28 protein-coding genes and 1 tRNA gene are annotated in these 25,098 nt (G+C 62.6%); 21 read left to right on the top strand and 8 right to left on the bottom strand.

The window, feature by feature from the left end; all coding sequences use genetic code 11:
• The first annotated feature begins 88 nt into the window (after positions 1–88).
• A complete protein-coding gene (locus tag FEZ59_RS11270) occupies positions 89–835 on the top strand; it encodes a CoA transferase subunit A (RefSeq protein WP_007730016.1) in 747 nt (248 codons plus the stop codon).
• Positions 832–1,479: a CoA transferase subunit B gene (locus FEZ59_RS11265; RefSeq protein WP_007730017.1), complete on the top strand. Its 648-nt coding sequence runs from the start codon at positions 832–834 to the stop codon at positions 1,477–1,479. Before FEZ59_RS11270 ends, FEZ59_RS11265 begins: the two co-directional genes overlap by 4 nt.
• Positions 1,480–1,542: 63 nt before the next feature.
• On the opposite strand, the gene FEZ59_RS11260 is transcribed toward FEZ59_RS11265, so the two are convergent.
• Entirely contained in the window at positions 1,543–2,421 is an 879-nt protein-coding gene (locus tag FEZ59_RS11260) for an AraC family transcriptional regulator (protein WP_019745501.1), read from the bottom strand.
• A gap of 154 nt (positions 2,422–2,575) precedes the next feature.
• Between FEZ59_RS11260 and FEZ59_RS11255 the strand changes: the two genes are divergently transcribed.
• From FEZ59_RS11255 to FEZ59_RS11240, 4 genes are all read left to right on the top strand, one after another.
• A complete protein-coding gene (locus FEZ59_RS11255; RefSeq protein WP_134998891.1) occupies positions 2,576–3,148 on the top strand; it encodes a peroxidase-related enzyme in 573 nt (190 codons plus the stop codon).
• A gap of 133 nt (positions 3,149–3,281) precedes the next feature.
• Positions 3,282–4,979 (top strand): hypothetical protein, encoded by a 1,698-nt coding sequence (locus tag FEZ59_RS11250; protein ID WP_172932640.1) that lies wholly within the window; start codon positions 3,282–3,284, stop codon positions 4,977–4,979.
• The gene (locus FEZ59_RS11245; protein WP_092764207.1) at positions 4,951–5,568 is read left to right on the top strand and encodes a sortase; all 618 of its coding nucleotides are present in this window, start codon (positions 4,951–4,953) and stop codon (positions 5,566–5,568) included. Before FEZ59_RS11250 ends, FEZ59_RS11245 begins: the two co-directional genes overlap by 29 nt.
• Positions 5,569–5,594: 26 nt before the next feature.
• Positions 5,595–6,677 carry a M20/M25/M40 family metallo-hydrolase gene (locus FEZ59_RS11240; RefSeq protein ID WP_019745497.1) on the top strand — a complete coding sequence of 361 codons (1,083 nt, stop codon included), beginning with the start codon at positions 5,595–5,597 and terminating at the stop codon, positions 6,675–6,677.
• On the opposite strand, the gene FEZ59_RS11235 is transcribed toward FEZ59_RS11240, so the two are convergent.
• Positions 6,638–7,663: a LacI family DNA-binding transcriptional regulator gene (locus FEZ59_RS11235; RefSeq protein WP_019745496.1), complete on the bottom strand. Its 1,026-nt coding sequence runs from the start codon at positions 7,661–7,663 to the stop codon at positions 6,638–6,640. The genes FEZ59_RS11240 and FEZ59_RS11235 overlap by 40 nt on opposite strands.
• Before the next feature lie 234 nt (positions 7,664–7,897).
• On the opposite strand from FEZ59_RS11235, the gene FEZ59_RS11230 reads away from it, so the two are divergent.
• From FEZ59_RS11230 to FEZ59_RS11195, 8 genes are read left to right on the top strand one after another with little or no spacing between them, the layout of a single operon-like run.
• On the top strand, positions 7,898–8,740 hold the full coding sequence (locus FEZ59_RS11230; protein WP_134998890.1) for a BtpA/SgcQ family protein: 843 nt from the start codon (positions 7,898–7,900) through the stop codon (positions 8,738–8,740).
• A 2-nt stretch (positions 8,741–8,742) separates the two neighbouring features.
• Positions 8,743–9,642, top strand: a complete 900-nt coding sequence (locus tag FEZ59_RS11225; RefSeq protein ID WP_134998889.1) for a carbohydrate kinase family protein — start codon at positions 8,743–8,745, stop codon at positions 9,640–9,642.
• Positions 9,639–10,646: a substrate-binding domain-containing protein gene (locus tag FEZ59_RS11220; RefSeq protein WP_019745494.1), complete on the top strand. Its 1,008-nt coding sequence runs from the start codon at positions 9,639–9,641 to the stop codon at positions 10,644–10,646. Before FEZ59_RS11225 ends, FEZ59_RS11220 begins: the two co-directional genes overlap by 4 nt.
• 2 nt (positions 10,647–10,648) lie before the next feature.
• Positions 10,649–11,419, top strand: a complete 771-nt coding sequence (locus FEZ59_RS11215) for an ATP-binding cassette domain-containing protein (protein WP_003939830.1) — start codon at positions 10,649–10,651, stop codon at positions 11,417–11,419.
• On the top strand, positions 11,416–12,459 hold the full coding sequence (locus tag FEZ59_RS11210; RefSeq protein WP_020970933.1) for an ABC transporter permease: 1,044 nt from the start codon (positions 11,416–11,418) through the stop codon (positions 12,457–12,459). Before FEZ59_RS11215 ends, FEZ59_RS11210 begins: the two co-directional genes overlap by 4 nt.
• Positions 12,456–13,505 (top strand): phosphotriesterase, encoded by a 1,050-nt coding sequence (locus tag FEZ59_RS11205; RefSeq protein ID WP_003940279.1) that lies wholly within the window; start codon positions 12,456–12,458, stop codon positions 13,503–13,505. The genes FEZ59_RS11210 and FEZ59_RS11205 overlap by 4 nt, the downstream gene beginning before the upstream one ends.
• The gene (locus FEZ59_RS11200; RefSeq protein WP_003939869.1) at positions 13,498–14,250 is read left to right on the top strand and encodes a glutamine amidotransferase; all 753 of its coding nucleotides are present in this window, start codon (positions 13,498–13,500) and stop codon (positions 14,248–14,250) included. The genes FEZ59_RS11205 and FEZ59_RS11200 overlap by 8 nt, the downstream gene beginning before the upstream one ends.
• Positions 14,247–14,873, top strand: a complete 627-nt coding sequence (locus FEZ59_RS11195) for a TenA family protein (RefSeq protein ID WP_092764198.1) — start codon at positions 14,247–14,249, stop codon at positions 14,871–14,873. Before FEZ59_RS11200 ends, FEZ59_RS11195 begins: the two co-directional genes overlap by 4 nt.
• A 97-nt stretch (positions 14,874–14,970) precedes the next feature.
• Here the strand turns inward: FEZ59_RS11195 and FEZ59_RS11190 are convergent.
• Together FEZ59_RS11190 and FEZ59_RS11185 are read right to left on the bottom strand one after the other, a co-directional pair.
• A tRNA-Met gene (locus FEZ59_RS11190) sits at positions 14,971–15,044 on the bottom strand.
• A gap of 53 nt (positions 15,045–15,097) precedes the next feature.
• Positions 15,098–15,808 (bottom strand): FCD domain-containing protein, encoded by a 711-nt coding sequence (locus tag FEZ59_RS11185; RefSeq protein WP_029256358.1) that lies wholly within the window; start codon positions 15,806–15,808, stop codon positions 15,098–15,100.
• A gap of 98 nt (positions 15,809–15,906) precedes the next feature.
• Here FEZ59_RS11185 and FEZ59_RS11180 point away from each other — a divergent pair, with 98 nt between their 5' ends.
• The 4 genes from FEZ59_RS11180 to FEZ59_RS11165 are packed head-to-tail and all read left to right on the top strand — an operon-like array spanning position 15,907 to position 19,670.
• Complete coding sequence (locus FEZ59_RS11180; RefSeq protein WP_134998887.1) at positions 15,907–16,656, top strand: (Fe-S)-binding protein; 750 nt, start codon at positions 15,907–15,909, stop codon at positions 16,654–16,656.
• A complete protein-coding gene (locus tag FEZ59_RS11175) occupies positions 16,653–18,173 on the top strand; it encodes a LutB/LldF family L-lactate oxidation iron-sulfur protein (RefSeq protein WP_134998886.1) in 1,521 nt (506 codons plus the stop codon). The genes FEZ59_RS11180 and FEZ59_RS11175 overlap by 4 nt, the downstream gene beginning before the upstream one ends.
• Entirely contained in the window at positions 18,170–18,796 is a 627-nt protein-coding gene (locus FEZ59_RS11170) for an LUD domain-containing protein (protein WP_172932639.1), read from the top strand. The genes FEZ59_RS11175 and FEZ59_RS11170 overlap by 4 nt, the downstream gene beginning before the upstream one ends.
• Before the next feature lie 58 nt (positions 18,797–18,854).
• Positions 18,855–19,670, top strand: coding sequence for a mycofactocin-coupled SDR family oxidoreductase (locus FEZ59_RS11165; protein WP_134998884.1), 816 nt, complete (start codon positions 18,855–18,857; stop codon positions 19,668–19,670).
• A 6-nt stretch (positions 19,671–19,676) separates the two neighbouring features.
• Here the strand turns inward: FEZ59_RS11165 and FEZ59_RS11160 are convergent, their stop codons facing one another.
• Both FEZ59_RS11160 and FEZ59_RS11155 read right to left on the bottom strand, forming a co-directional pair.
• Entirely contained in the window at positions 19,677–20,315 is a 639-nt protein-coding gene (locus tag FEZ59_RS11160) for an LON peptidase substrate-binding domain-containing protein (protein ID WP_003940076.1), read from the bottom strand.
• Complete coding sequence (locus FEZ59_RS11155) at positions 20,315–20,791, bottom strand: DUF309 domain-containing protein (protein ID WP_019745486.1); 477 nt, start codon at positions 20,789–20,791, stop codon at positions 20,315–20,317. Before FEZ59_RS11155 ends, FEZ59_RS11160 begins: the two co-directional genes overlap by 1 nt.
• 140 nt (positions 20,792–20,931) lie before the next feature.
• Between FEZ59_RS11155 and FEZ59_RS11150 the strand changes: the two genes are divergently transcribed.
• Positions 20,932–21,276, top strand: a complete 345-nt coding sequence (locus tag FEZ59_RS11150; RefSeq protein ID WP_007730031.1) for a YciI family protein — start codon at positions 20,932–20,934, stop codon at positions 21,274–21,276.
• 6 nt (positions 21,277–21,282) lie between these two features.
• Positions 21,283–22,524 (top strand): RNA polymerase sigma factor, encoded by a 1,242-nt coding sequence (locus FEZ59_RS11145; RefSeq protein ID WP_080909891.1) that lies wholly within the window; start codon positions 21,283–21,285, stop codon positions 22,522–22,524.
• Between the two features lie 7 nt (positions 22,525–22,531).
• On the opposite strand, the gene FEZ59_RS11140 is transcribed toward FEZ59_RS11145, so the two are convergent.
• Together FEZ59_RS11140 and FEZ59_RS11135 are read right to left on the bottom strand one after the other, a co-directional pair.
• The gene (locus FEZ59_RS11140) at positions 22,532–23,110 is read right to left on the bottom strand and encodes a hypothetical protein (protein ID WP_134998882.1); all 579 of its coding nucleotides are present in this window, start codon (positions 23,108–23,110) and stop codon (positions 22,532–22,534) included.
• A gap of 35 nt (positions 23,111–23,145) precedes the next feature.
• Positions 23,146–23,745, bottom strand: a complete 600-nt coding sequence (locus tag FEZ59_RS11135) for a TetR/AcrR family transcriptional regulator (protein WP_020970923.1) — start codon at positions 23,743–23,745, stop codon at positions 23,146–23,148.
• Positions 23,746–23,885: 140 nt separating this feature from the next.
• Between FEZ59_RS11135 and FEZ59_RS11130 the strand changes: the two genes are divergently transcribed.
• Entirely contained in the window at positions 23,886–25,031 is a 1,146-nt protein-coding gene (locus FEZ59_RS11130; protein ID WP_007730036.1) for an acyl-CoA dehydrogenase family protein, read from the top strand.
• Positions 25,032–25,098 lie beyond the last annotated feature (67 nt).

Genomic DNA, 25,098 nt, shown 5'->3' with positions numbered 1-25,098 from the left:
TGACCCAGGCAATGCCGGGGGCGAAAAATGTTCGTAATGCGCACGGGGGTTCACAATACGTACGCACCGCGCTACTGTGATCGACATGATGGACAAAGTCATTCCCACTGCTGCCGAGGCCGTCGCCGACGTGCCGGACGGCGTCACGATCGCTGTCGGAGGTTTCGGGCTCGTCGGAGTGCCGGAAATCCTCATCGATGCGCTCCTAGAGCAGGGCGCGACATCACTCGAAACGGTGAGCAACAACTGCGGCACCGACGGGTTCGGGCTCGGAGTGCTTCTGGAGAAGGGGCGTATCCGTCGTACTGTCAGCTCGTACGTCGGCTCCAACAAGGAGTTCGCGCGTCAGTACCTTTCCGGTGAGCTGGAAGTCGAACTCACGCCGCAGGGCACGCTCGCCGAGCGCATGCGCGCCGGGGGCGCGGGCATCCCCGCGTTCTTCACCCCGGCCGGCGTCGGCACCCAGGTCGCCGACGGCGGCCTGCCACTGCGCTACGACGGCAACGGCGGCATCGCAGTTGCCAGTCCGCCCAAGGAAACTCGTGACTTCGACGGCGTCACCTACGTGATGGAGCGCGGCATCGTCGCCGACTATGCACTGGTCCATGCCTGGAAAGGTGACCGGCACGGCAACCTCGTCTACCGCGCGAGTACCCAGAACTTCAATCCGGCTGCAGCAACGTCGGGGCGCATCACCATTGCGCAGGTCGAGCACCTCGTCGAGCCGGGTGAGCTCGACCCCGCCGAGATCCACACGCCGGGCATTCACGTTCAGCGTGTTGTCCACGTCGGCCCCGTGACGGTCGGCATCGAGAATCGGACGGTACGAGCATGACTTCTGTACTACCCACCAAACTCACCCGCGAAGAGATGGCGGCCCGCGTCGCGCGAGAACTCGAGGACGGGCAGTACGTGAACCTCGGCATCGGTATGCCGACGCTGGTTCCGAACTACCTCCCGACCGACATCACCGTTGTATTGCACTCGGAGAACGGCGTTCTGGGTGTTGGGCCGTACCCGACCGAGGACGAACTCGATCCCGAGCTGATCAATGCGGGCAAGGAGACCATCACCGTTCTCCCCGGTGCGTCGTTCTTCGACTCCTCAGCGTCGTTCGGCATGATCCGCGGCGGCCAGGTCGACGTTGCCGTGCTCGGTGCCATGCAGGTCAGTGCCACCGGAGACCTCGCGAACTGGATGATCCCCGGCCACATGGTCAAAGGCATGGGCGGCGCGATGGATCTGGTCCACGGCGCAAAGCGCGTCATCGTGATGATGGAGCACGTCTCGAAGAAGGGTGAGCACAAGATCGTCGAGGAGTGCTCGCTTCCACTGACCGGTAAGGGCTGCGTCCAGCGAATCATCACCGACATGGCCGTGATCGACGTGACTGACGACGGTCTCCGCCTGGTGGAGACGGCGCCGGGCATCAGCGTCGAGGACGTGGTTGCTGCCACCGGAGCGAAACTGATTCTTTGACAGTATGTTTCATCTGATGGCTCAGCCGCCGGGTCGTGACTTCCATCCGACCCGGCGGCTGTTTTACGCCCCGACGTCGTTCAGCTCGCTCTCGACCGGAATCCAGAGCTCGAACCGTGCGACGGTGAAATCGTCGTTGTATTCGGTACGCATGATCTCGGGACCAGGTACGGAGCGAAAAGGGTTGGCCGGGAACCATTCCGTGTAGATATCTCGCCACAAGTACTGCACAGATTCGATTGCCGACCCGTCGGCGGTGAACACGGCCCACGTGTGTGCGTCGACCGTCAGCACATCGAAACCCGTGGGTGAAGGTTTGCCGGTGACCACTCCCAGGTAGTAATCCAGTTCTGTGCCTTCGGTTCTGGGATGCGCCAAATTGTCGACGACACTGACGATTCCCGCCGGTTCCTGATCGGACAGCTCGCGCAACCCGCGCAACGCAACCTTGTCCACGGAGCGGGTGAAATCTTCGATCGCAGAATTGGGACCTTCGTGTACCAGTGGAACCCGGGTCTTGAACCCGACTACCGTCAGGGCAGGTTTGTCCACAAGCATGTAGTCCATCGGTGTGGCTCCTTCCAACGTCACGTGAATGACAAGTTTCGGTTGTGATTTGAGAACGGCGGGAGCGCGTTTGACCGCGCCCGGGCTCACGCCGTGAAATGCGGTGAACGCTCGTGTGAAGGCTTCCGCGGACGAGTAGCCGTACTTCACGGCGGTCTCCAACACTCCTGATCTGCTGACGGACAACTCGGCACCGGCCAGGGTGAGTCGACGTCGACGGATGTATTCGGATACGGGAATGCCGGCCAGGGCCGAGAACATCCGCCGAAAGTGATACTCCGAGGTGGTTGCCAGCCTTGCCATCTCGGCTGTGTCGATCTCGCCGCTCAGATTGCTTTCGATGTAGTCGAGCGCGCGGTTCAGTCCGTCGATCATCGTGTCTTCCTGTTCACGGGTTTCACGCTACGCAGATCACTTGGGCCGTACCCGACTATCCGTGCCCGAAAAAGTAGGGCAGGAAATGCATCTGGACAACTCAGTTAATCATCATTATCTTGAATCGAACATCGATGGTTGACCAGGAGGCACAGTGAGCACCCGTTTTCCGCAGGCTGAATTAACCGAGGTGCCCGAGGACATCGCCGCCAAGATTCTCGAGATCCAGGAGAAGTCAGGGTTCGTGCCCAACGTCTTCCTGATGTTCGCTCGGCGGCCAGCCGAGTTCCGGGCATTCTTCGCATACCACGACGCGATCATGCTCAAGGAAGATTCCGCACTCACCAAGGGCGATCGAGAAATGATCGTCACCACGATCTCTGCGGCCAACAAATGTACGTACTGCGTTGTCGCGCACGGCGCGATTCTGCGTATCTACGAGAAGAAGCCGCTGGTTGCCGACCAGGTTGCGGTCAACTATCGCACCGCAGAGATCTCCGATCGTCAGCGCGCGATGCTCGACTTCGCCACCAAGGTGAACTCCGCCTCGCACGAAATCGCCGACGCCGACTTCGACACCCTCCGTGAGCACGGCTTCGGCGACGAGGACGCGTGGGACATCGCCGCGATCACTGCATTCTTCGGACTGAGCAATCGCATGGCGAGCTTCTCCGGCATGCTGCCCAATCCGGAGTTCTACCTGATGGGGCGCGTTCCGCGGTCCTGATTCCTGCGACTCGAACATAAGCTTTCAATTTTTCGGACCGACCGGTCGTAACGTCTGGAACTCAGCCGACGAAGTAAAGGCTGTCCACGCCGGAATTGCCGTCTTCGTAAAGAAGGCCGAAAGGTTGAGCGCTATGTCGGAGAAGTCCATCGCCCATTCTCGGAGGGTCCGCTCTGCGGCCGCCGGTGCCGTACTAGCTCTCGGATTGGCGGTGGGCGGCACAGGAATTGCATCGGCAGAGCCTGAAACCGTGTGTACCCCGAGTACCGATCCGCTGGTGACCTGCGCAGAGGAAGAGGCAGCTGCCACCACCGACGCCGACGCGGCGACGAGCACCGAGACCACACCCGAGAAGGTTGAAGCCGGGGTCGCGGGCGCGGGCAGTGCCGAAACCGCAGTTACGGACGCCGCAGCACTGGCGGAAGCCGAAGCAAAAGCCAAAGCAGCAGCCGACGCGGCAGCGAAGGCCGCCGAAGCAGCCGCGACGGCAGGGGTCGACTCGTCCGCAGCGACAGACACTTCGGTGAAGGCGACCGAGGCAATGACTCAGGCGAGCGTCGAGGCAACCAAGGCGGCGGTCGAATCGACCAAGGCCAAGGCGGAGGCAGGGGCCGCGGAACAGTCCGCCAAGGAAGCTGAAGAGGCAGCCAAGGTTGCGGAGTCCGCGGCGGCCGATGCGAAAGAGGTAGCAAAAACAGCTCAGGCAGAAGCAGACGCGGCCGCAGCCAAGGCTGCCGAACTCGAGGAAGCTGCGAAGGCCGCCGGTTCGGGGCCCAAGACCGAAGAGGCAGCACAGGCGCGCGCCGAGGCTAATGCTCTGCAAGCCAAAGCCGATGAGGCGAAGGCTGCCGCGGATGCAAACGCCAAGCTGGTTGCGGACAAGAACAAGGAAGCCGAGGAAGCCTTCAAGAACTGGGATTTCGCGAAGGCAGCCGTCGCTAAGGCTCAGGCGCTGGCCGCCGCATGGAACGCCAAGCAGCTCGCGATCACCGTCAAGGAAACTCAGAAGGTGGCCACCGCCGCTGAAACCACGGCCAAGGCAGCCGAGTCCGCAGCTGCCACCGAGGTAGAAGCTGCTACCGCCGCCCGTAAGGCCGCAGATGAAGCGGCGGCTACTGCGGCTTCCGCACAGAAGGACGCCGACGCTGCGCAGAAGGCCGCGGAGACGGCCCAGGCCGAAGCCGATGCTGCGGGCGAGGCTGCCACCGACAAGCGAGCCATTGCCGACGAAAAGGCTGCCGAAGCCGCCAAGAAGGCCGAAGCTGCCGAAGCGGCGAGCAAGAAGGCGCAGGATCTCTACCTCGCCGCCGAAGACGCGAAGGCCGCAGCCGACGCCGCAGCAGCAAAGGCCAAGGAAGCTCAGGCCGCTGCAGCCGCGGCAAAGGCTGAAGCGGATGCAGCGCAGAAGATCGTCGACGAGCTCAAGGCAAAGGGCGAGAAGGAGATCGACAACGGAACAGTCGTCGGCGGTGAAGTGATCATCGGTGAGCACACCGACGACGGCTCCGGAGTCACGAAGGTCGACGAGACCACCGCTGTAGTGAACAAGACCGGCGTCAAGCTGGTCGGCTACTACAACAACAAGGGCGCCTTCGACGTCGTCGACTACTACGTCACCGATGCCGACGGCGATCCGGCACTTGCAGGAAGCCTGCCCCCCGTCGAACTTGCTCTCGGTGACACTGCAAGCAGCAGCACCAGCGGTAGCAGCAACTCCAACCTGCCGGCTGTATTGATCGGCGTCGGAGTCGTGGGCGCTGCCGCCGCAGCAGCTACGACGGTGGTTGTTCGTCGCAAGCGTCATGACGGCCCGGGCAACACGTCTGCGTAGCGCCGGCCTCTCGGCGGTAGCGATCCTCGCCCTCCTCGCATCCGGATGTTCGGGCGAGAATGCGGGATCGCTACCTGACCGCTCGCCGGTGCAGTCGCATATCGCGGCTGCACCGGCTTCGGTGACCGTCGATCCGGCAGAACCCGAGAGGATCGAGTTGAGGTCTGCGTCCGGGGTCACGTACCTGAGCAGTCCGTTGCACTCGGAGAAACTGATGCGCGGCGGCGAGAGTGGGCAGCAACTGAATCCCGTCGACGAACTGCCGGTGTGGTGGGGTGAAAGCGGAATGCCGGGAACGTCGACCACACAAACAGTTGTTGTGGTCGGCCACAACTACACCACTCGCGAAGCACCGTTCCGGGCGCTCCGGGTAGTGGAGCCGGGCGATCGAATTCTCCTGGCTACACCGAACGGCACACTCGAGTACGACGTCGAAACAGTCGGGCCGCTGCACAAAGGTTCGCTGCTGGGCACTCACGAGTTGCGCGAATCGGTTCCGGGACGGTTGATCCTCGCCAATTGTGATGTCGTCGAAGGAGAGTCGACCGACGACAATTACGTCGTCATCGCCCAGCTGGCAGCGCACTGAATCCGTGGCAGTGCAAGAATAGGTACATGGATTCCCTCGGACTTCTCTCGGAACTGGTAGCTCTCGACACGGTCTCGGGAGAGGCCGCTCCTCAACGGCGGGCGATGGATTCGATTGTCTCGTTGGTTCTCTCACGTGCGCCACAGGCGAAGGTCGAGTCAGACCTGACCGGCAATCATCCCTGGGCCTTGATCACCAACGAAGCTGCACCCTCGGCAGCCAGACTATTGTTCGCCTGCCACGTGGACACGGTGCCAGTGGGAACTGTCTCCGACTGGGAGTTCGACCCGTACGCCGCACAGGTCGACGGCGAATTGTTCCTCGGCAGAGGGACATCGGATATGAAGGCCGGCCTTGTTGCCGCTACTGCCGCGGTTGTCGACGCTTTCGAACGTGGAGTTCCGGTCGCACTACTGCTGACGAGCGACGAGGAAATCGGATCGCTCGGGGCCGCTCGTTCGGCCGACGCCGTGGCGAATCTCGAGGTCGGGGCTGTCATCGTTCCCGAGGCGACCGGCAATCGCATCAACCTGGGGCACCGCGGTGCACTGTGGCTCGAAGTGTCCGTCAAAGGAAAAGCCGCGCACGGGAGTACGCCGCAGCGAGGAACTAACGCTGTCCTCAAACTCCTTGACGTCGTCGATCGAGCTCGGCGTGAGCTTCCGCTGTCGTCCGACGCATTTCTGGGCGCTGAAACCTGGAACCTCGGTTTGGTCGGCGGCGGTTCGGCTCCGAACATCGTGCCGGACAATGCACGTGCGGTGATCGATCACCGCACGGTGGGAGACGGCGCAGACCTGCTTGCATGGTGGCGCGCCCAACCCGAAGTCGACTCGGTAGAGACGTCGATTCACCTGGGAGGTGTGCGTACCGACGCGTCGGATCCGTGGTTGGCCACCTTGCCGATCCCTGTTGCAACCGAACCGGTTTCGTACTTCACCGACGCTTCGGTGCTGGCAGCGGCCGCCCCCGGCGCTCCCGTCGTGATCTGGGGCCCTGGCACTCCCTCGCTGATGCATGCGGCCAACGAAAGCGTCAAGGTGTCCGAACTGGACGATGCGATCGCTGCCTACGGTGCCGTGGCTGCTGCTTGGCCGACGGTGGACTGACGGACAATCAGTTCAGGAGCAAGCGCAATGTGGGCTGTCGACTCGGAAGAGTTGTTCATCGCCTGATCCAGAAGTCGCACAGCTTCTTCCGCGATTCTCTCCTGCGGCTGTCCGACGGTGGTCAACGGCGGATTGCACAGTTCGGAGAAGGGGATGTTGTCGAAACCGGTGACCAGAACGTCGCCGGGGACGTCGATGCCCAATGCGTGGCAGGTCTGCAGCACACCGAGCGCGATCAGGTCGTCGGCGCAGACCAAGGCGTCGGGGCGAGTCTTGCCGGTCAGGATGGTGTTGGACGCCGTGCGTCCCCATTCGATCGAATACTCGCCGAGTTGTGTCCACTCGTCACGAGTTTCGATTCCCATTCGATCCGCATGGCGGAAGAATCCGGCCCGGCGAAGTTCGGTCGACGAATTGGTCAGCTCGGAACTGATGAAGGCAGCCGATCGCGCGCCGCGCTCGGACAGATGCTCCATCACGAGTGATTGAGCGGCGTCGTCGTCGACACCGACCCAGTCCGTCTGGGTATCCATTGCAAACCGGTCCAGTTGAACGACCGGAAGCGTTGCTGCGCTGGCTCGTACTGCTTCGGCACTCAATTCGCCGTGGCACGGGCTGATGATGATTCCGTCCACCTGCCGCGAGACGAGCGACTTGAGCCGCTGCGCTTCCACGTCGGGATCGGAACGAGAATCGCACAGGAACAGTTGTAGGCCGCGCTGAGCCAGGACGTGTTCGACGTTGACCACCAGCGAAGTGAAGAAGGGATTCGCGATACTGGGAACCACCATGCCGACAGTGTCCGTCCGATTGCGACGCAGTGAGCTGGCGATGATGTTTCCCGAGTATCCGAGAGAATCCGCGGCTCGTTTGATCGTCGCTGCAAGCTCGTCCGAGACAGGGCGGGATCCGGACAGTGCCCGCGACACGGTGGCAGTCGAGACCCCGGCCAGTTCCGCGACATCGCGAATGGTCGCCTTGCGCATGCGTCCCCCGTTTTCTGCTCGATTCGGGTCCGAGGTTATCGAACCGCACGGTCCAGTGTCCCGCATGTAACGCGATTGAGGCAATCGTTTACAAATTCGAATTGTGAAATCCTTGACACAACCCGGTGTTGATCGCATAACCTGCTAATTCATCAAGGCAATCGATTACATCGTGTGCAGATCTTGTGCATGGACATACAGCGCAAATCTTGCGCATGGAATGGGGTAGCTGAAGTGACCGCATCACCGCTCGGAGTCTTTCCGCCCAAGCCCTCGGCGTTGGCAGAGATGTTCACCGGCACGCCTTCTCTCATCGGGGCCATCCACCTCCCTGCTCTGCCGGGCAGCCCGCACTACACCGGGCAGCCGGTTTCGGAAATTGCTCGCTTCGCTGTGGAGGAAGCGCACGCGTACGTCGACAACGGTTTCGACGGTGTGATCGTCGAAAATCACTGGGACATACCGTTCCTCAAGCCCGGCGAACACGGATACGAAACCGCCGCCAGCATGGGAGTCATCACGGCAGCGGTGGTCGGTGAGTACGGCAAGGCCGTCGGCGTCAGCATCCTGTCCAACGCCGGCGAGTGCGGAGTGGCCGCGGCGTGGGCGGCAGGCGCGAGTTTTGTGCGCGTCAATCAGTGGGCCAATGCCTACATCGCCAATGAGGGCTTCATCGAGGGTCAGGCGGCCAAGACGACGCGCTTCCGTCATCGCATCGGCGCCGACCCGGTCCGGATCTTCGCTGACGTGCACGTCAAGCATGGTGCGCATGCCATTGTTGCGGACCGCACCGTCGCGGAACAGACCGAGGACGCCGAGTTCTTCGACGCAGATGTCCTGATCGCGACCGGTTCGCGCACCGGTGACGCCGCTTCGGTCGACGAGGTTTCCGTGATCCGAGACAACACCGTTCTTCCCGTGATCATCGGATCCGGCATCACGGCTGCCAACGTCGCAGCGCTGATGAAGGAATGCGACGGCGCCATAGTTGCATCCTCGGTGAAGGACAATGGACGCTGGTGGGGACGAGTCGCAGGCGAGAAGGTCCGCGAACTGTCCCGGGCCGCAGGAAAGTAACCATGATTGTCTTTTGTGGATACGCCAACAACGATGTGACGGTACATGTTCCACATGTACCGGTGCTCGGAGAGCGCGTGCAGGCAACGGCCATCAGTCAGATCGACGGTGGAATGAATGCGAATGCCGCGGTATCCGCGGCCAGAATGGGCGCGCAGGTGATCTTTGCCGGTGCCGTGGGCCCGGATGCGCGGTCCACCGAGTTTCTCGAAGCCCTCGAGGCTGACGGCGTCGACACCAGTTGGTCGCCGCGAGATGCGTTCCTGTCGACGGCAGTTGTACTCATCGCGCAGGACGGCGATCGCTCCATCATCAGTCAAGACGACCCGAACGATGCCGAACGCATCGGAGTTGTCATCACGCGATTGGCTGCTGCCGGTGGTGGACGGCTGTTCCTCGACGGATACCGTGCGGGCTTCCTGCAAGAGGAATTGCCGGGAAGCGTAAGTCTGGTAATCGATCTGGACGGTTGTCAAAACAAAGCCGCGGCACTGCGCGCATTCGCGCTCGCTGACCACGTCGTCGTAGGGCGTGCCCTGTGGGAAGGCGAGTTCGGGATCGGTTTCGATCAGTGGCAGGCACTGGCCGCCGAGCACAACACACACCTGCTGGTGACCGACGGCTCGCGAGGTTGGACACTGGCCACACCGGGCGGCGAGGTGACGAGCGAACCGGCAGTAGTGGTCGACGTCGTCGACGCCGTCGGGGCTGGTGATTGCTTCGGCGGTACGTACATCGCTTTTGTCGACGCCGGGCGCTCACCGGTGGACGCTGCACGACTCGCGGGAGCCTCGGCTGCCTTGGCTTGCGCCACCGCCGGACCCCGCGGATGCCCCACCCGAGATGAATTGGACAGCTTCACAGCAACATTGACCCCTCACACCCTTTTGGAGACTCGATGATGAAACGTGCATTGCCTCTGGCGCTGGGAGCTGCAGTCGCGCTCACGCTCACCGCTTGTGACTCGGCTTCGTCGAGTGACTCGAAGGACGCATCGGGTGGCTCGTCCATCCCGCAGCCGACCCGAGTCGCCGAAAGCTGTGACGGGACGAACGGCAAGCTCAAGGTCGGTCTGGTGACCATCAACCTTCAGGCGCTGTACTTCAACCAGATCAACAATGCCGCCAAGAACGTCGCGGACAAGGCAGGTGTCGACCTGCAGATCATCAGTGGCAACGACGATTCCGTGGCGCAGGCCAACGCCTTCGACAATCTGATCGCAGCCGGAGTCGACGCGATCATCGTCGATGCAATCGACACGGACGGAATCAAGCCGTCGGTGGTCAAGGCCAAGAACGCGGGCATCCCCGTCGTCGCGGTCGACGCGACCATCGACGATCCGGCACTGTCGACTCAGGTCGGTACGGCCAATGCCGAGGGCGGTGCCAAGATCGGAAACACCTTGGCCGACGTCGCGAACAACACCGGAACGGTCGGTATCGTCGGCGCGCTCAACAGCACTGTCCAGTTGGAGCGGCAGAAGGGCTTCACGGAGACGGTGACCGGCCGCGGAATGACCGTCGGCACCGTCGTGGACGGACGTAACATTCAGGAGAACGCACAGACCGCAGCGGAGAACCTGCTGACCGGCGGCGGCGACATGAAGTACGTCTACGCAACCGGTGAGCCGGCTTTGATCGGACTCGTTGCGGCGGTCAACAGTCAGAAGGCGCAGGATCGCATCGAAGCAGTCGGTTGGGATCTTTCGGATCAGGCGGTAGGCGGACTCAAAGCCGGTTGGCTTAAAGGCGTGGTCCAGCAGAACACCTTCGAATTCGGCCACGAGGCAATGAATTCGGCAATCGACCTGGCTTGTGGTCGCGGCGCTCCGGCGAACATCCCCGTCCCCACCCAGATCGTGACCCCGGAGAACGTAGCCGACTACATGTACTACTTGGAGAAGTAATCATGGCACCTCCACTGATCGAACTCTCGGGCATCACCAAGTCGTACGGACCGGTGAAGTCCCTTCAAGGAGTTGACCTTCGGCTGGCGAAGGGTGAAGTACTCGGAGTTGTCGGCGACAACGGCGCCGGCAAGTCCACCCTGATGAAGATCCTCGCGGGCGCCGTCCAGCACGACGGCGGCGAAATGCGCGTCAACGGTGAACCAGTGCGCTTCTCGACGCCGCTCGACGCGCAGCAGAAGAAGATCGGCATCGTATACCAGGACCTGGCGCTGTGCGACACGCTCGATGTCGCGAGCAACCTGTTCCTCGGCAGAGAACCGCGAAAAGGTCCATTCCTCGACCGGCATGCCATGCACGAGAAGGCGGCTCACATTCTCGCCGACCTTCATGTCAAGGTGAAGTCGACCTACCAGGAGATCGGGCAACTGTCCGGCGGGCAGCGGCAAACCGTCGCGATCGCCCGCGCTGTTTCCTTTCGGCCAGACGTACTGATCCTCGACGAGCCCACCGCAGCGCTTGCCGTCGCCGAGGTCGAGTCGGTGCTCAAGCTGATCACGGACGTCGCAGCGGCCGGAGTGGGCGTCATTCTCGTGACACACCGCCTGCAGGACCTGTTCCGCGTATGTGACCGAATCACGGTCATGTACGAGGGGCAGAGCGTCGACGACGTTCCGATCGGCGACCTGAACATCGAGTCCCTCGTCGGACTCATCACTCGAACTCCGGTGCCGCAACGGACATCGGCAGCAACACAGGGAGCCACGGCATGACCACTCTCGAGAAGACCCAGGCGCCGATCGAGCGCAAGCTCGCCGCGAAACCCTCCTTGTGGGACAGCGTCAACAAGCCCACCCTCGCGATGCTGGCGGTGACAGTTGCTGTCGCAGCCGTCTTCTCGGCGACCACGTCGTCGTTCCTGACATTCACGAACCTGTCGAACCTGGCAACCCAGATCGCTCCGGTTCTGATCATCGCGGTGGCGATGACTTTCGTGATCACGGCAGGTCAGATCGACCTGTCCGTCGGTGCGATCGTCGCGTTCGTCGCGGCGATGAGTGCCGAGCTTATCCAGGCCGGCGTCGATTCGTCCCTGGTCTTCGTCGCCGCCCCGGTAATGGGTGCGGCCTGGGGCCTGGTCAACGGATGGCTCGCTGCCTATCAGGGCATTCCGCCGTTCATCGTGACTCTGGCGACGATGTCCGTCATCCGCGGTATCGCGCTGTATCGGACCGAAGGATTCTCCGTTCCGGTTCCGGCCGACACTTACTTCGCGAAGCTCGGAACTGCTGAGTTCCTCGGGTTCTCCGCCAGCGCCTGGATTGCTCTCGTCGTCGTGATCATCGGAGCAATTGCGCTCAACCGCATGCGCTTCGGGCGCTACGTCACCGGTATCGGATCCAACGTCGAATCCGTGCGACGGTCCGGCGTCAACACGCGTCGTGTGCTCATGATGACGCTCGTCTTCACCGGCTTGGCTGCCGGTATCGCGGGACTGCTGATCGCGGCTCGACTGGGCTCGGGTTCGGCCAACTCCGCAACGGGATTCGAGCTCACGGTGATCACCGCGGTGGTTCTCGGTGGTACCAACCTCTTCGGCGGTCGCGGCACCGTGATCGGTACCGTCATCGGCGCCGTCCTGACCGGAATCATCGCCAACGGACTGACCCTGCTCGGCGTGAGCCCGTTCCTGACGCCGATCATCACCGGTGTCGTTCTGCTACTGGCCATCTGGATCAACATGCGGGGACACACCCTGAGCGCGCTGTGGCGACACCTGCAGTCCGCACCCTCGGGGCCTGCACGCTCATGAGCAAGGTTCGTACTGTCACGGGAACTGTGGACAGTTCGGAACTCGGACTGGTTCTCCCACACGAACATCTGCACAACGACGTCACCGGTGCGTACACCGAGGCCCCGGATCCGGTTGTGGCACAGCGGTTGGCCGGTCCGGTACGCGCCGAGGATGCCTGGCTTCTTCACGACAATCCGTATTACAGTCTCGACAATTGTCGAGTCGACGACGCAGCGGCCGTGGTGGAAGACCTTGTGGACTTCGCCCGCCTCGGTGGTCGGACGATCGTCGATCTGACACCGCCGGGACTGGGCCGGGCACCGGAGAAGTTGGCGGAGTTCTCGCGAAAGTCAGACGTGCGAGTGATCATGGGTTCAGGGTGGTACCTCGAGACGACCCATCCGGTCGAGGTGCACGAACTCGGTGTCGACGATCTGGCCGGTTCGCTCGTCGAGGAGTTCGATCCGGCAAAGGAATTGGCTCCTGGCGTGATCGGGGAGATCGGAGTCTCCCCGCTCTTCACTCAGAACGAGGCGAAAGCGTTGAGGGCGGCATGCATCGCCCAGCGCGAGGTGGACGTGCCCCTGTTCGTCCACCTTCCGGGATGGCAGCGCGTCGGACATCACGTCGTCGACATCGTGGTCGACGAGATGGGCGTCGATCCGCAAGCAGTGGTCCTGTGCCACATGGACCCGTCCGGACACGACGCCGACTACCAACGATCGCTCGCCGACCGCGGTGTCTTTCTCGAGTTCGACATGATCGGGATGCCTTTCGATTTCCCCGGCGAGGGTCTTTCGCCGCATCCGGCGGAAACAGCCACTGCGGTAGCCGGATTGGTCACCTCCGGTCACGCATCACAGCTCCTGCTCAGTCACGACCTCTTCCTCAAATCAATGCTCAGAAAGCACGGCGGAAACGGATTCTCCTACGTACCACTCGCCTTCGCCGCCCGGTTGGTGCGCGCAGGCGTAGATCCCCAGCAAGTGTCCGCACTGATGCGAGACAACCCGAGGTCGCTCTTCGAGCAGGCCGCGAAAGGAAACAGAAGCAGTCATGGGTAAACGAGTACTGATCGCCGGCGAGAGCTGGATGACGACGTCGACGCACGTCAAGGGCGTCGACGAGTTCAGTGTCCATTCCTACGTCGAGGGAGTCGGTCCGCTTCGGGATGCGCTCACCTCACGTGGCCACGACGTGACACACATGCCCGCACACCTGGTGCCGACGCAGTTCCCCGGTACTGCAGAAGCGTTGTCCCAGTTCGACGTCGTCGTTCTCTCCGACATCGGAGCGAACTCGCTGCAGTTGGCTCCCGGTGTCTTCGACCAGTTCCGCGCCGGGGAGGATCGCCTTGTCGCGCTTCGTGACTGGGTGAACGCCGGCGGCTCACTGATGATGATCGGTGGCTACCTCTCGTTCTCCGGGTTCCAGGCGCGAGCAGCTTTCCGCCAGACCGCGATCGCCGAGGTACTGCCCGTGACGATGCTGGCCGAAGACGATCGCGTCGAGACACCGGCCGGGATCGTTCCCACCGTTGTCGATGCTGCTCACCCGGCTCTCGGTGGTGCCGGCGATTCCTGGCCGGCGCTCCTGGGATACAACCGCGTCGTCGCGAAGGACGGTGCCGTGGTTCCCGCCACCATCAACGGCGATCCGCTTGTCGCTGCCGGTGAATACGGCGCCGGACGGTCGATCGTCTTCACCTCGGACTGCTCGCCGCACTGGGCTCCGCCGGAGTTCTGTGAGCAGTGGCCTGGATACACCGACCTGTTCGACGGCTTGATCAGTTGGGTCGCCGGCGAATGAGTCGCTCCTCAGACCTGCTCGCGCGGCAGCAGAGTAATCTCGCTGCCGCGCGGGCGGTTCCATTCATCGAGGACACCATCGGCGGGACGTTGAGTGATGAGGGATTCCGCCGTTACCTCGTGATCGAAGAGGCATTCGTACTGACCGCCGTCAAGGTGTTGGGGTTGGTGGTCGCCGAATCCCCGACGCTCGACGACGCGTTCGACCACGTGACGTCGATGTCGAACCTGGTGGGCGAACAGCGCGAGTATTTCGCGCAGTTGCGTTCCCGCTTCCCGTACGCGGGGGACGCAGCGGCTCTGGTCGAGGAGTCGTCTGTGCTGTCGACGCATGCCTTGACCCTCGCTGGCGAAGAGGGCAGGGCGGCGGCGCTGGTGGGCATGTACGCCGCGGAAACCCTGTATCTGTCGTGGTGTCGGGAGGCGGCGGCAGTGAACGTAGAGCGCGAACCAGCGTTGCAGGACTGGGTAGACATGCATGTCGCTCCGCCGTTCGTGTCTCAGGTGGCGGTGCTGGCGTGCGAGGTGGACGCCATGCCCGAGTCCGTCACCGACGAGGACCTGGATCGGTGGTTCTCCGGCATGCTGGCCGCAGAGATCGATTTTCACAACGTGGCGGTGTGAACCACTGCTGTGCGCCTTTATTAACCCCCGGCGGTTAATAAAGGCGCACAGCAAAAGGCCCGTAGGTCGCTTTCGTAACCTACGGGCCTCTTCTTTGTAGCGGGGACAGGATTTGAACCTGCGACCTCTGGGTTATGAGCCCAGCGAGCTACCGAGCTGCTCCACCCCGCGTCGGTGTGAAACCAACAGTACACGACTTCTGGGGGTGCAATTACCACCCCCTGTCACCGGCTGGAGTGAGCGCTTTCCGAGTAGTAACCGCGGATGTGTCCGACTATGCGCTGACGTGCGAGTTCGCCGTCACCCGCGTTGACCGCATCGACCAATCCTCGGTGTTCGTGACGCAGTCGCATGCAGGTGCTCGGCCAGCTGTCGATCTGCACGCCCGCGAGAACGTAGGCCTCGATGGACTCTCGTAGGCCGGTCATCATGGCTGCGATCACCTGATTGCCCGCCGCGTCGGCGAGCGCTACGTGGAATTGCGCGTCGAGTAGTAGGAATTCCTCGGCCGACAGATCTACGTCATCCATCGAGTCGAGCAGTTCGACGGCCGTGCTGAGGTCGGGCGTCGGGGTCCGCGATGCCAGGGACTGCATCACCTCGGATTCGAGAACGAGTCGTGTCTTCACCACATCCGAGACCGGAAATCCTTGTGCTGCAACCTGCATCCGCATCAGCATGGTCATGCCGCCGGTCGGTTTGGCCACGATCATCGCGCCGGACGTCGGGCCGGAGCCAGTCTGCGCCTTGAGGAGGCCGAGTGCTTCCATGACCCGCAACGCTTCTCGGACCGATGACCGTCCGACGCCCAACTCTGCTGCCAGAATTCTCTCTCCCGGCAGGCGCTGGCCAGGAGACACCTCGCCTGAAACGAGCCGACGTTCGAGGTGGCTCAGTACTTGTTCCCACGCTCGCGGGCTCGGCTCGGTCGGCATGAGGCAAGAGCATAACCGGGTGGACGCCGTTTACGGGGTGGCCTGTCCGGGGATGTATTACTGTGGTCAGACCACACCGACAGATTGCGGGGAACCACATGCGAGTAGCGCTGTTCGCCACCTGCATCGGGGACACGATGTTTCCCGACGCCGTCAAGGCCACCGCCCTCCTGCTCACCCGTCTCGGGCACGACGTCGTGTTTCCGTCCGGGCAGACCTGCTGTGGGCAGATGCACGTCAACACCGGCTACCAGCCGGGCGCGCTGCCACTGGTCGCGAACTACGCCGATACTTTCGGTGATGCGTCGATCGACGCCGTTGTCGCACCATCGGGATCGTGCGTCGGTTCGATCCGTCATCAACACGAGATCGTTGCCGAGCGCTACGGCACCGCGTCGCTGTGTGGGCAGGTGCAGACAGTGAAGGCAAAGACGTACGAGCTTTCGGAATTCCTCGTGGACGTTCTCGGTGTCACCGATGTGGGTGCGCACTTCCCGCACCGGGTCACCTATCACCCGACCTGTCACTCACTGCGCATGTTGAGAGTGGGAGACAAACCACTTCAGTTGCTGCGCAACGTCCGCGACATCGATCTGGTCGAACTCCCGGAAGCAGATTCCTGCTGCGGCTTCGGCGGCACGTTTGCCATCAAGAACGCCGAGACGTCGACGGCCATGTTGGCTGACAAGATTCGCCATGTGGCCGACACCGGCGCAGAGTTCTGCAGCGCCGGAGATTCGTCCTGTCTCATGCACATCGGCGGTGGGATGTCACGACTGCAGATGGGCGCCAAGACCATTCACCTCGCGGAGATTCTGGCATCGGTGGAAAGCCGGGTGCACGCATGAGCGCTGTGACGCTGGGTCTGCCCAGCTTTCCGCCGAGGTCACCCGAAGGTGCAGGGTTCCTGCGAGGTACTGAGAAGTTCCCTGTCGCAGCACATCACGAGCTGGCCAACGCGCAACTGCGACGCAATATCGGCAAGGCAACGCATACCATCCGTGCCAAGCGCATCAACGTAACTGGAGAGCTCCCCGATTGGGAGGAGCTGCGGGATGCGGGTTCGGCGATCAAGGCCGACGTCATGGCGCGGTTGCCGGAACTGCTCGAACAGTTCGAAGCTGCAGTAGTCGCTCGCGGTGGGCAGGTGCATTGGGCAGCGGATGCCAACGAGGCCAACGCCATTGTGACCGAGCTTGTCAAAGCCACCGGCTCCGACGAGGTCATCAAGGTCAAGTCGATGGCAACGCAGGAGATCGGTCTCAACGAGCATCTCGAAACCCAGGGAATCATCGCCTACGAGACCGATCTCGCGGAATTGATCGTCCAGCTCGGCCACGACAAACCGTCGCACATCCTGGTTCCTGCGATCCATCGCAACAGGTCAGAGATTCGCGAGATATTCCTGCGTGAGATGCCAGATGTCGATCCGAACCTCGGGGAGAACCCGGCCGAACTTGCCGCAGCTGCACGAAAGTTTCTGCGCCACAAGTTCATGACGACGCCCGTCGCAGTCTCCGGCGCCAATTTCGGCATCGCGGACACGGGCACTCTGACCGTCGTGGAGTCGGAGGGCAACGGGCGAATGTGCCTGACGCTGCCGAAAACACTGATCACCGTCATGGGCATCGAGAAGATTCTGCCGACCTATCAGGATCTGGAGGTCTTCCTTCAACTGTTGCCGCGGTCGTCGACGGGGGAGCGGATGAACCCGTACACCTCCCTGTGGACCGGCGTGACGCCTGACGACGGTCCACAGGAATTTCACCTGGTCCTCCTCGACAACGGCCGGACCGCCGCGCTTGCCGACAAGATCGGGCGGGAAGCCCTGAGCTGCATACGGTGCTCGGCGTGCCTGAACGTGTGCCCGGTCTACGAGCGCACCGGTGGCCACGCCTACGGATCCACCTATCCGGGACCGATCGGCGCGGTACTGACTCCGCAGCTCGCGGGCATGCATGGCAAAGACGATCCGAATTCGACTCTTCCTTTTGCCTCGAGTCTGTGCGGTGCGTGCTTCGACGCCTGCCCGGTCAAGATCGACATCCCGTCGCTGCTGGTCGAATTGCGGCACCAGAAGGTCGAGCAATCCGGCGTCACGGCAGAGTCTTTGGCGATGAAAGCCGCATCTCTGGCGATGTCGACCGAGGGCAGGTGGACGCTGGCTCAGAAAGCTGCCGGGCTCGGACGCGTCGTGGCCGGCAGGAAAGGGAAGATCTCCACGTTGCCCCCTCCACTGAACGGTTGGACAGCTGCCAGAGACATTCCCGCTCCACCCAAGCAGACCTTCCGATCCTGGTGGGACTCCGACGAAGGCCGCGAGGCATTGGACGAGGCTCGTCGTGACGGGAAGGCAGACAGATGAATTCACGTGACGTGGTGCTCGGACGCATTCGTGATGCCATCACCTTGGCGCCCGCCGGTGAAGGCGAGATACCGCGAAACTACCGGACTGGCAGAACCATGTCCGACGGGGAACTCATCGATTTGTTCGTCGACCGTCTGGTGGACTACAAGGCGCACGTTCACCATTGCGCTGCAACAGAAATCGCCGAGGCCGTCGCCGGAATACTGAGACAGCACGGACTGAACACTCTGGGGATCCCCGCCGGCCTCGACCGATCATGGGTAGCCAGGTTCGACGGAACGCTGGTGGTGGACAGCCCGGACGTACCGGCTCCCGAACTCGAGAACCTCGACGCCGTTGTCACCGGCTCGAAGGTAGCGTGCGCCGAGACCGGCACCATCTTCCTCGACGCCGGTCCGGAGCAGGGACGTCGTGCGTTGACTCTGGTACCGGACACACACATCTGCGTCGTGTATCGCAGCAGTGTGGAAGTGGGAGTGCCGGAGGCGATTGCGCGGCTGACGCCGCAGCGTCCCACCACCATGATCAGCGGCCCGTCGGCAACCTCCGACATCGAACTCGAACGCGTCGAAGGTGTACACGGTCCGCGAAATCTGCACGTCGTGATCGTGGATGGCTGATTCCCGCCGAGCGGGAACTCAGGGGCAGCGGGCCACATCAGCGTCTAACGTCCCGGCCATGACACAACTCTTGGCAGGCAAGGTCGTCTTCATCACCGGTGCAGCGCGGGGTCAGGGACGCAATCACGCGATCCGACTCGCGCAGGAAGGTGCCGACGTCATCGCTGTCGACGTGTGCGCGTCGGTGTCTGAAGACGTGGGTTACGCGGCCGCGACTGAAGCCGACCTCGAAGAAACGGCCCGTCTCGTGCGAGCAGAGGGGAGCGAGATCGTCACCGCGGTAGCGGATGTGCGTGACCTCGAGGCGCTGCGGGCGGCGGTGGCGTCGGGCGTCGACAAGTTCGGTCGCCTCGACGTCGTGATCGCCAATGCGGGCATCGCTACGTGGAATCGTTTCTGGGAGATGCCGGAAGAACAGTGGTCGACGCTGGTGGACATCAATCTCAATGGTGTGTGGCGCACGATGGCGGCTGCGGTTCCCTCGATGATCGAGGCGGGCAACGGTGGTTCCATCGTGATCGTCAGCAGTGCTGCCGGCGTCGCCGAAGCGCCTGGTTGTGCGCACTACTCGGCGGCCAAGCACGGTCTCGTGGGTTTGGCTCGCACTGCGGCAACGGAATTGGGTAGCTTCGACATTCGAGTCAACAGCATCCACCCTGGCGCGGTGGAGACTGAGATGGGTAACGATCCCAACGTGGGTAAGGTGCTCACTACTCATCCGGAGTACATGAACTCGTACAAGTGGCCGCTCACGTCCGTCCCACGCACCACCGTCGAGGACATCTCCAACGCCGTGGTCTACCTTGCGACGGACCTCTCCCGCGCGGTCACCGGGACGAAGATCGTCATCGACATGGGTCAGACGATGGCGTAGTCGCGCTCAAAGCAGATTGAACTGCGCCACCTCGATGGTGTTCTCGACCGCCTCCGAGAGCGTGCGAATACGTTCGTCGGCGCCTGGCGCGGTCAAAATCGCCAGGCGATCGGCGTCACCCATCGGAATGCTCCTGGCGAGGGCATACAGCCGAGAACCCAGCGGATCCAAGGGATCCGGTGGGACGGGCATTCGCGGAGTCTGTTCGCCGGCCCGAAGTGCGAGCTTTCCCAACATTCCGTACATGAACTCGATGCGCTCGAGGAGAGAGTCGTATTCGTAAGCGGTGACAGGTGTTCCGTTGTTCTCGTCAGGCCACAATTCGACCTCGGCGAGTGGGTAAGGATCGTCCGGCAGCCAGCGATTGACGCGGATGCGGTCTTCGGTCCGGCAATACAACTGATACCGTCCGGCACCCATTGCGACATGAGACTCGATCCGAGCCAGAGTGCCGACGTCGTGGCGTGATTCGCCGCCACCGACCTCGTGGCCACGAGCGATGAGCACTACTCCGAACAGTGGGCCGTCGGCAGCTTCGAGAACGTTCTCTACCAGTGCGCGGTACCGAGGCTCGAAGATGTTCAGTGGCAACACCTCACCCGGAAGCAATGCAGAGCCGAGCGGAAACATGGGGAAGATGGGCATCAGGGGATTCTCAACCTCGGAATCGGAGGGGCGGGGAAATCGCCGGGGCGATCGATTTCAGCGAGCAAGTGCTCGGACCACATCAGCAGGCCGGGGACGTCGAGGCCGTGCGGGCTTTCCACTTCGTAGTGCCTGATGCGGTCGTGACCCTGGCCGAGAAGTGAGACGGCACCGGTGTTGTTGCCCCGAAGTAGATGGGTGAGCCCGACGGCCAATTGAGCCAGTCCCTGCCACAGGTCACGCTCCTCGGCGGGAGCGTCCTTCCACGTTCCTTCGAAAATTTCGTGCGCGTGAAAAGGCATCCCGTGGTCGAGAAGACGCTGAGCCTCGGTGATCGACTCGTCCGGCGGGAGGCGCACATCGTCGGGAATGCGCGGGACGCCGCCCGCTGCGTCACGTGGCAGTGGACGGCCGAGTCCGTCGCGGGGCCGCGAATTGAGGGGCTTTCCAGCGGCGTCCCGGTCGCGTTCGGTCATACACTCAGCCTAACGGCAGCACCTCGGACGAACCCGCCGAAAGTTTTTTCGAGTCGCCTGTCGATTCCGGGGAGAACCGTTCGTCGTCATGTTGTAAGGCAAGAAAGCCGGAAGAGAAACAACAGACCAAGGAGTCAGTCATGAAGTACATGTTGCTCATCTACACCGCGCCCGGCGGAGACACAGAACCCCAGTGCACGTTCGAGGACTGGCAGCAATACGACAAGGAAATGAAAGATGCCGGTATCTGGGTGTCCGGCGATGCCCTCGCCGACCTGACGACTACGACAACGGTTCGAGTCTCGCAGTCCGGAGAAAAGACCGTCACCGACGGACCCTTCGCTGAAACCCGTGAGATCCTCGGCGGCTACGACGTCATCGACGTTCCTGATCTGGACGCGGCGCTGGCCTGGGCCGCGCGGTGCCCCGGCGCGCGCGACGGCGGCAGCGTCGAGGTGCGTCCACTGGCCGGGTTCGGGGACTGATGCGCCGTGGACGAGCAGGCCGAGAACTCCATCGAGTCAGTGTTCCGGGAGGAACGTGGACGACTCTTGGCCTCGCTCGTCCGCCGTTTCGGTGATCTGGATCTGGCCGAGGAAGTTACCTCCGAAGCCGTCGAGGCCGCGTTGGTGCACTGGCCGGTGGACGGAGTGCCGGCCAAACCCGGCGCCTGGCTGCTGACCACGGCGCGTCGCAAAGCCGTCGACAGGCTTCGTCGTGATCAGGCCTATGCGGCGCGATTGGCGGTGATGCAGGTGGACGCCGATCGTGCCGATCCGGCGCCGCCCACGGTCGACGGAGAACTTCCCGACGAGCGGTTGCAGCTGTTCTTCACCTGCTCGCACCCAGCGCTGGCCGAGGACGACCGAATCGCACTCACCTTGCGTTGCCTCGGAGGGTTGACGACGCCCGAGGTTGCTCGGGCCTTCCTCGTGCCTTCGGCGACCATGGCGCAGCGGATCGTGCGTGCGAAGAAGAAGATACGTCAGGCTCGGATTCCCTTCCGAACTCCCAGCGCCGAAGAACTCCCGGAGCGTCTGCCCGGTGTTCTGCAGGTGATCTATTCGGTGTTCACCGAAGGGTATGCCGCCAGTTCGGGTCCGGATCTGCAACGCGTCGACTTGGCGGTAGAGGCAATCAGGCTGGCGAGGATCTTGCGCGCTTTGCTTCCCGATGAGCGCGAGATCGCCGGGTTGCTGGCGTTGATGCTCCTCGTCCACGCGCGTCGGGATGCCCGTACCGACGCCGGTGGCGGGATCGTCCTCCTCGAAGATCAGGATCGCGGGTGCTGGGACCAGCCGATGATCGAGGAAGGCAGCGACCTCGTCGTGGTCGCGTTGACCGGGGGAGCGCCGGGGCCGTACGGGGTGCAGGCTGCCATCGCCGCATTGCATGACGAGGCGGCGGATGTGGAGAGCACCGACTGGCCGCAGATCTGCGCGCTCTACGGAGTGCTCCTCACGTTGACGCCTTCGCCTGTCGTCGCAGTCAACAGGGCAGTGGCGCTGGCGATGCGCGACGGCGAGGAGGTTGGGCTGGCAGCTTTGGAAGAACTGGCAGCGGAGCCCAAACTTGCCGACTACCACCCGTATCACCTCGCGCGCGCCGAACTGCTCGCGCGGTTGGGGCGCACCGACGCGGCAATGTCTGCATACCGACGTGCGCTGAATCTGGTTGGTACGGAACCGGAGCGGGCCTACTTGGAGCGTCGGCTCGGTGAGATCTCTGACTGATCGGTGGTTATTGCGGGACGTCGAGATCGAAGTACAGGGTCTCGGACCAGTAACCGAGGCCGAGCTCGCGTAGCGGTTCCTCGACGCTCTCCTGAGTCGGCGTGAACAGCCGCTCCCAGAAGCGCGGCTTGGCGGGTGCGAGTGTGGCCAGCGCCGCCTCCATCTCGGCGTCGATGTCCGCCAGACCGGTCATCAGGGCCGTGCCCTGTTCGGCGAACGGTTCGTCGTCCATGTCGAAGATCTCGCCACACTCGAGGACGAAGTAGTGGTCGGGCTCGGTGTGGCTGCGCAGGAAACGCAGCGCATCGCCGGCCATCGTGCCGAGTTCGGGGTGATCGATTCTGCCGAGGAAGTCTTCGAGCCGGGCGATACCAGGACCACAGGCCGCGGTGACCGCGATCAGGTCTGGGGTGTCGTCCCAGATGACCGACTGGTGGGCGAAGGGATTCACGGACACAAGGATCCTCGGGACCAGCGGAATCGCGTACGACCACTCGGAGATACCGGTGAGACCTCGGGCGCGAGCGGCAGCCGGATTCTCATGCGGAGCAACAGGGGTCGAGTAGAGATAGGTGCGGTTGGCCACTGGCCGAGTCCTTTCTGCGGTCGGTGTCACCTGATTCAGGCGGCGCCCACCATCCTCAATGCCAGGTCTCCGTACAGTTTTCCAATGTCTTCCGGATTCGTGTAATTGCCGGCCGGGAACCAGCGGCACACGTCGACGCACAGGGACATCAAGGCGAGGGTGACGCCTTCGGCATCGGGGATCGTGAAGTCGCCCGACTGGACGCCGGCGTCGACAACCTCCCGGACCACCCGCGTCGTGCTGCGGCGAAGCGCGACGACGGTTCGGTAGTGCTCTGGTGTGAGTGCAGTGAGTTCGTATTGGACGACGCGAGCGAGTGAGTGGTGCCCGGCCTGCCAACTGGCGAAGGTGCTGACCAGTTCCTGGAGGCGAACGGACGGCTCTTCACCCGGTCTGTCGGCGCCCTCGACCACCTTCAACGCTTCGGTGTGCCCTTCGAAGCTGATCGCGAAAAGCAGCTCTTCTTTCGAGCGATAGTGCGGGTACATGGCGGCGGGACTCATGTCGAGTCGTGCGGCGATGTCACGGGTGGTGGTGCCGCCGTAGCCCGCGGAGGCAAAAGCGTCCACGGCTGCCGCGCGGATACGGGCCGCAGCTTTGGAGGGGCTGATCACCACGTCAGGTGAATCGCTCACGGTTTCCTCCAGGTGTGACGGATTTCGATGTTGACAATATCCCGCTCTCGATTCACTATAAGCAGATGCTTAGATTCTAAGCGGATGCTTAGGAACATCGTTACGTGTGGCATTGCCACGCCGAAAGGAAGCAACTCGTCATGCGTCGCACTCTGTACGGACCCGATCACGAGGCATTTCGCGAATCTGCCCGCGAATTCGTCAACCGGAACATCCTTCCGGTCGCAGAGAAGCTGATCGACCAGCGCTTCATCGATCGTGAAATCTGGCTCGAAGCGGGACGCAACGGCTTCCTCGGACTCGAGGTTCCAGAGGCGTACGGCGGAAGCGAAGCCGGCGACTACCGCTTCAACGCTGTTCTGGCCGAAGAACTCTCGCGTGCCAGTGCAGCTGTTGCCTCGAGCTTCGGCATCCATGCCGACGTCGTTGCTCCGTACCTCGTTCAGCTCACCACCGAAGAGCAGAAGCAGCGTTGGCTGCCCAAGTTCTGCACCGGTGAGATGCTGACGGCCATCGGCATGACCGAGCCTTCCGGCGGATCCGACCTCGCCTCGCTCAAGACCACTGCGGTCAAGGACGGCGACGACTGGATCATCAACGGCTCCAAGACCTTCATCACCAACGGCTACAACGCTGATCTCGTGATCGTGGCGGCGCGGACCAGTCCCGAGAAGAAGTCCAAGGGCATCACGCTCTTTGCCGTCGAAACCGGCATGGAAGGTTTCGAGCGCGGACGCAAGCTCGACAAGGTCGGCCAGCACGAGTCCGATACCGCCGAACTGTTCTTCGAGAACGTTCGCGTGCCGTCCACCAACATCATCGGTGAGATCGACCGCGGCTTTATCCACATGATGGAAATGCTGCCGCAGGAGCGCGTCGGCGCTGCGGTGTCCAACATCGCGCACGCTGCTCCGATCCTCGAAGAGACGCTGCAATATGCCAAGGACCGCAAGGCTTTCGGTCAGCCGATCGGCTCGCTGCAGTGGAACAAATTCCTTCTCGCGGATCTCGTGACCCGCATCGAGGTCACCCAGGCTTACGTCGACAACTGCGTCGCAGCACACGCTGCCGGCGAGCTGACCGCCATCGACGCCGCCAAGGCGAAGTGGTGGACCGCGCAGGTTCAGAACGAGGTCCTCGATCACTGTGTTCAGTTGCACGGCGGCTACGGCTTCATGACCGAGTACCGCGCCGCTCGCGCGTGGATGGACGCCCGCGTCACCAAGATCTGGGCCGGATCCAACGAAATCATGAAGGAACTCATCGGCCGCGATCTCGGCCTGTAATTTCGCAACTGCAGTCCATATGTCACTGCAGTCCATATGTCACTGCAGTCGATACGTCACTGCAGTC

The organism is Rhodococcus sp. MS13 (assembly GCF_013277835.1).
Taxonomy (GTDB): domain Bacteria; phylum Actinomycetota; class Actinomycetes; order Mycobacteriales; family Mycobacteriaceae; genus Rhodococcus_F; species Rhodococcus_F erythropolis.
Note: the sequence above shows the minus strand (reverse complement) of the source record. Positions and strands in the feature narration are given on the sequence as shown.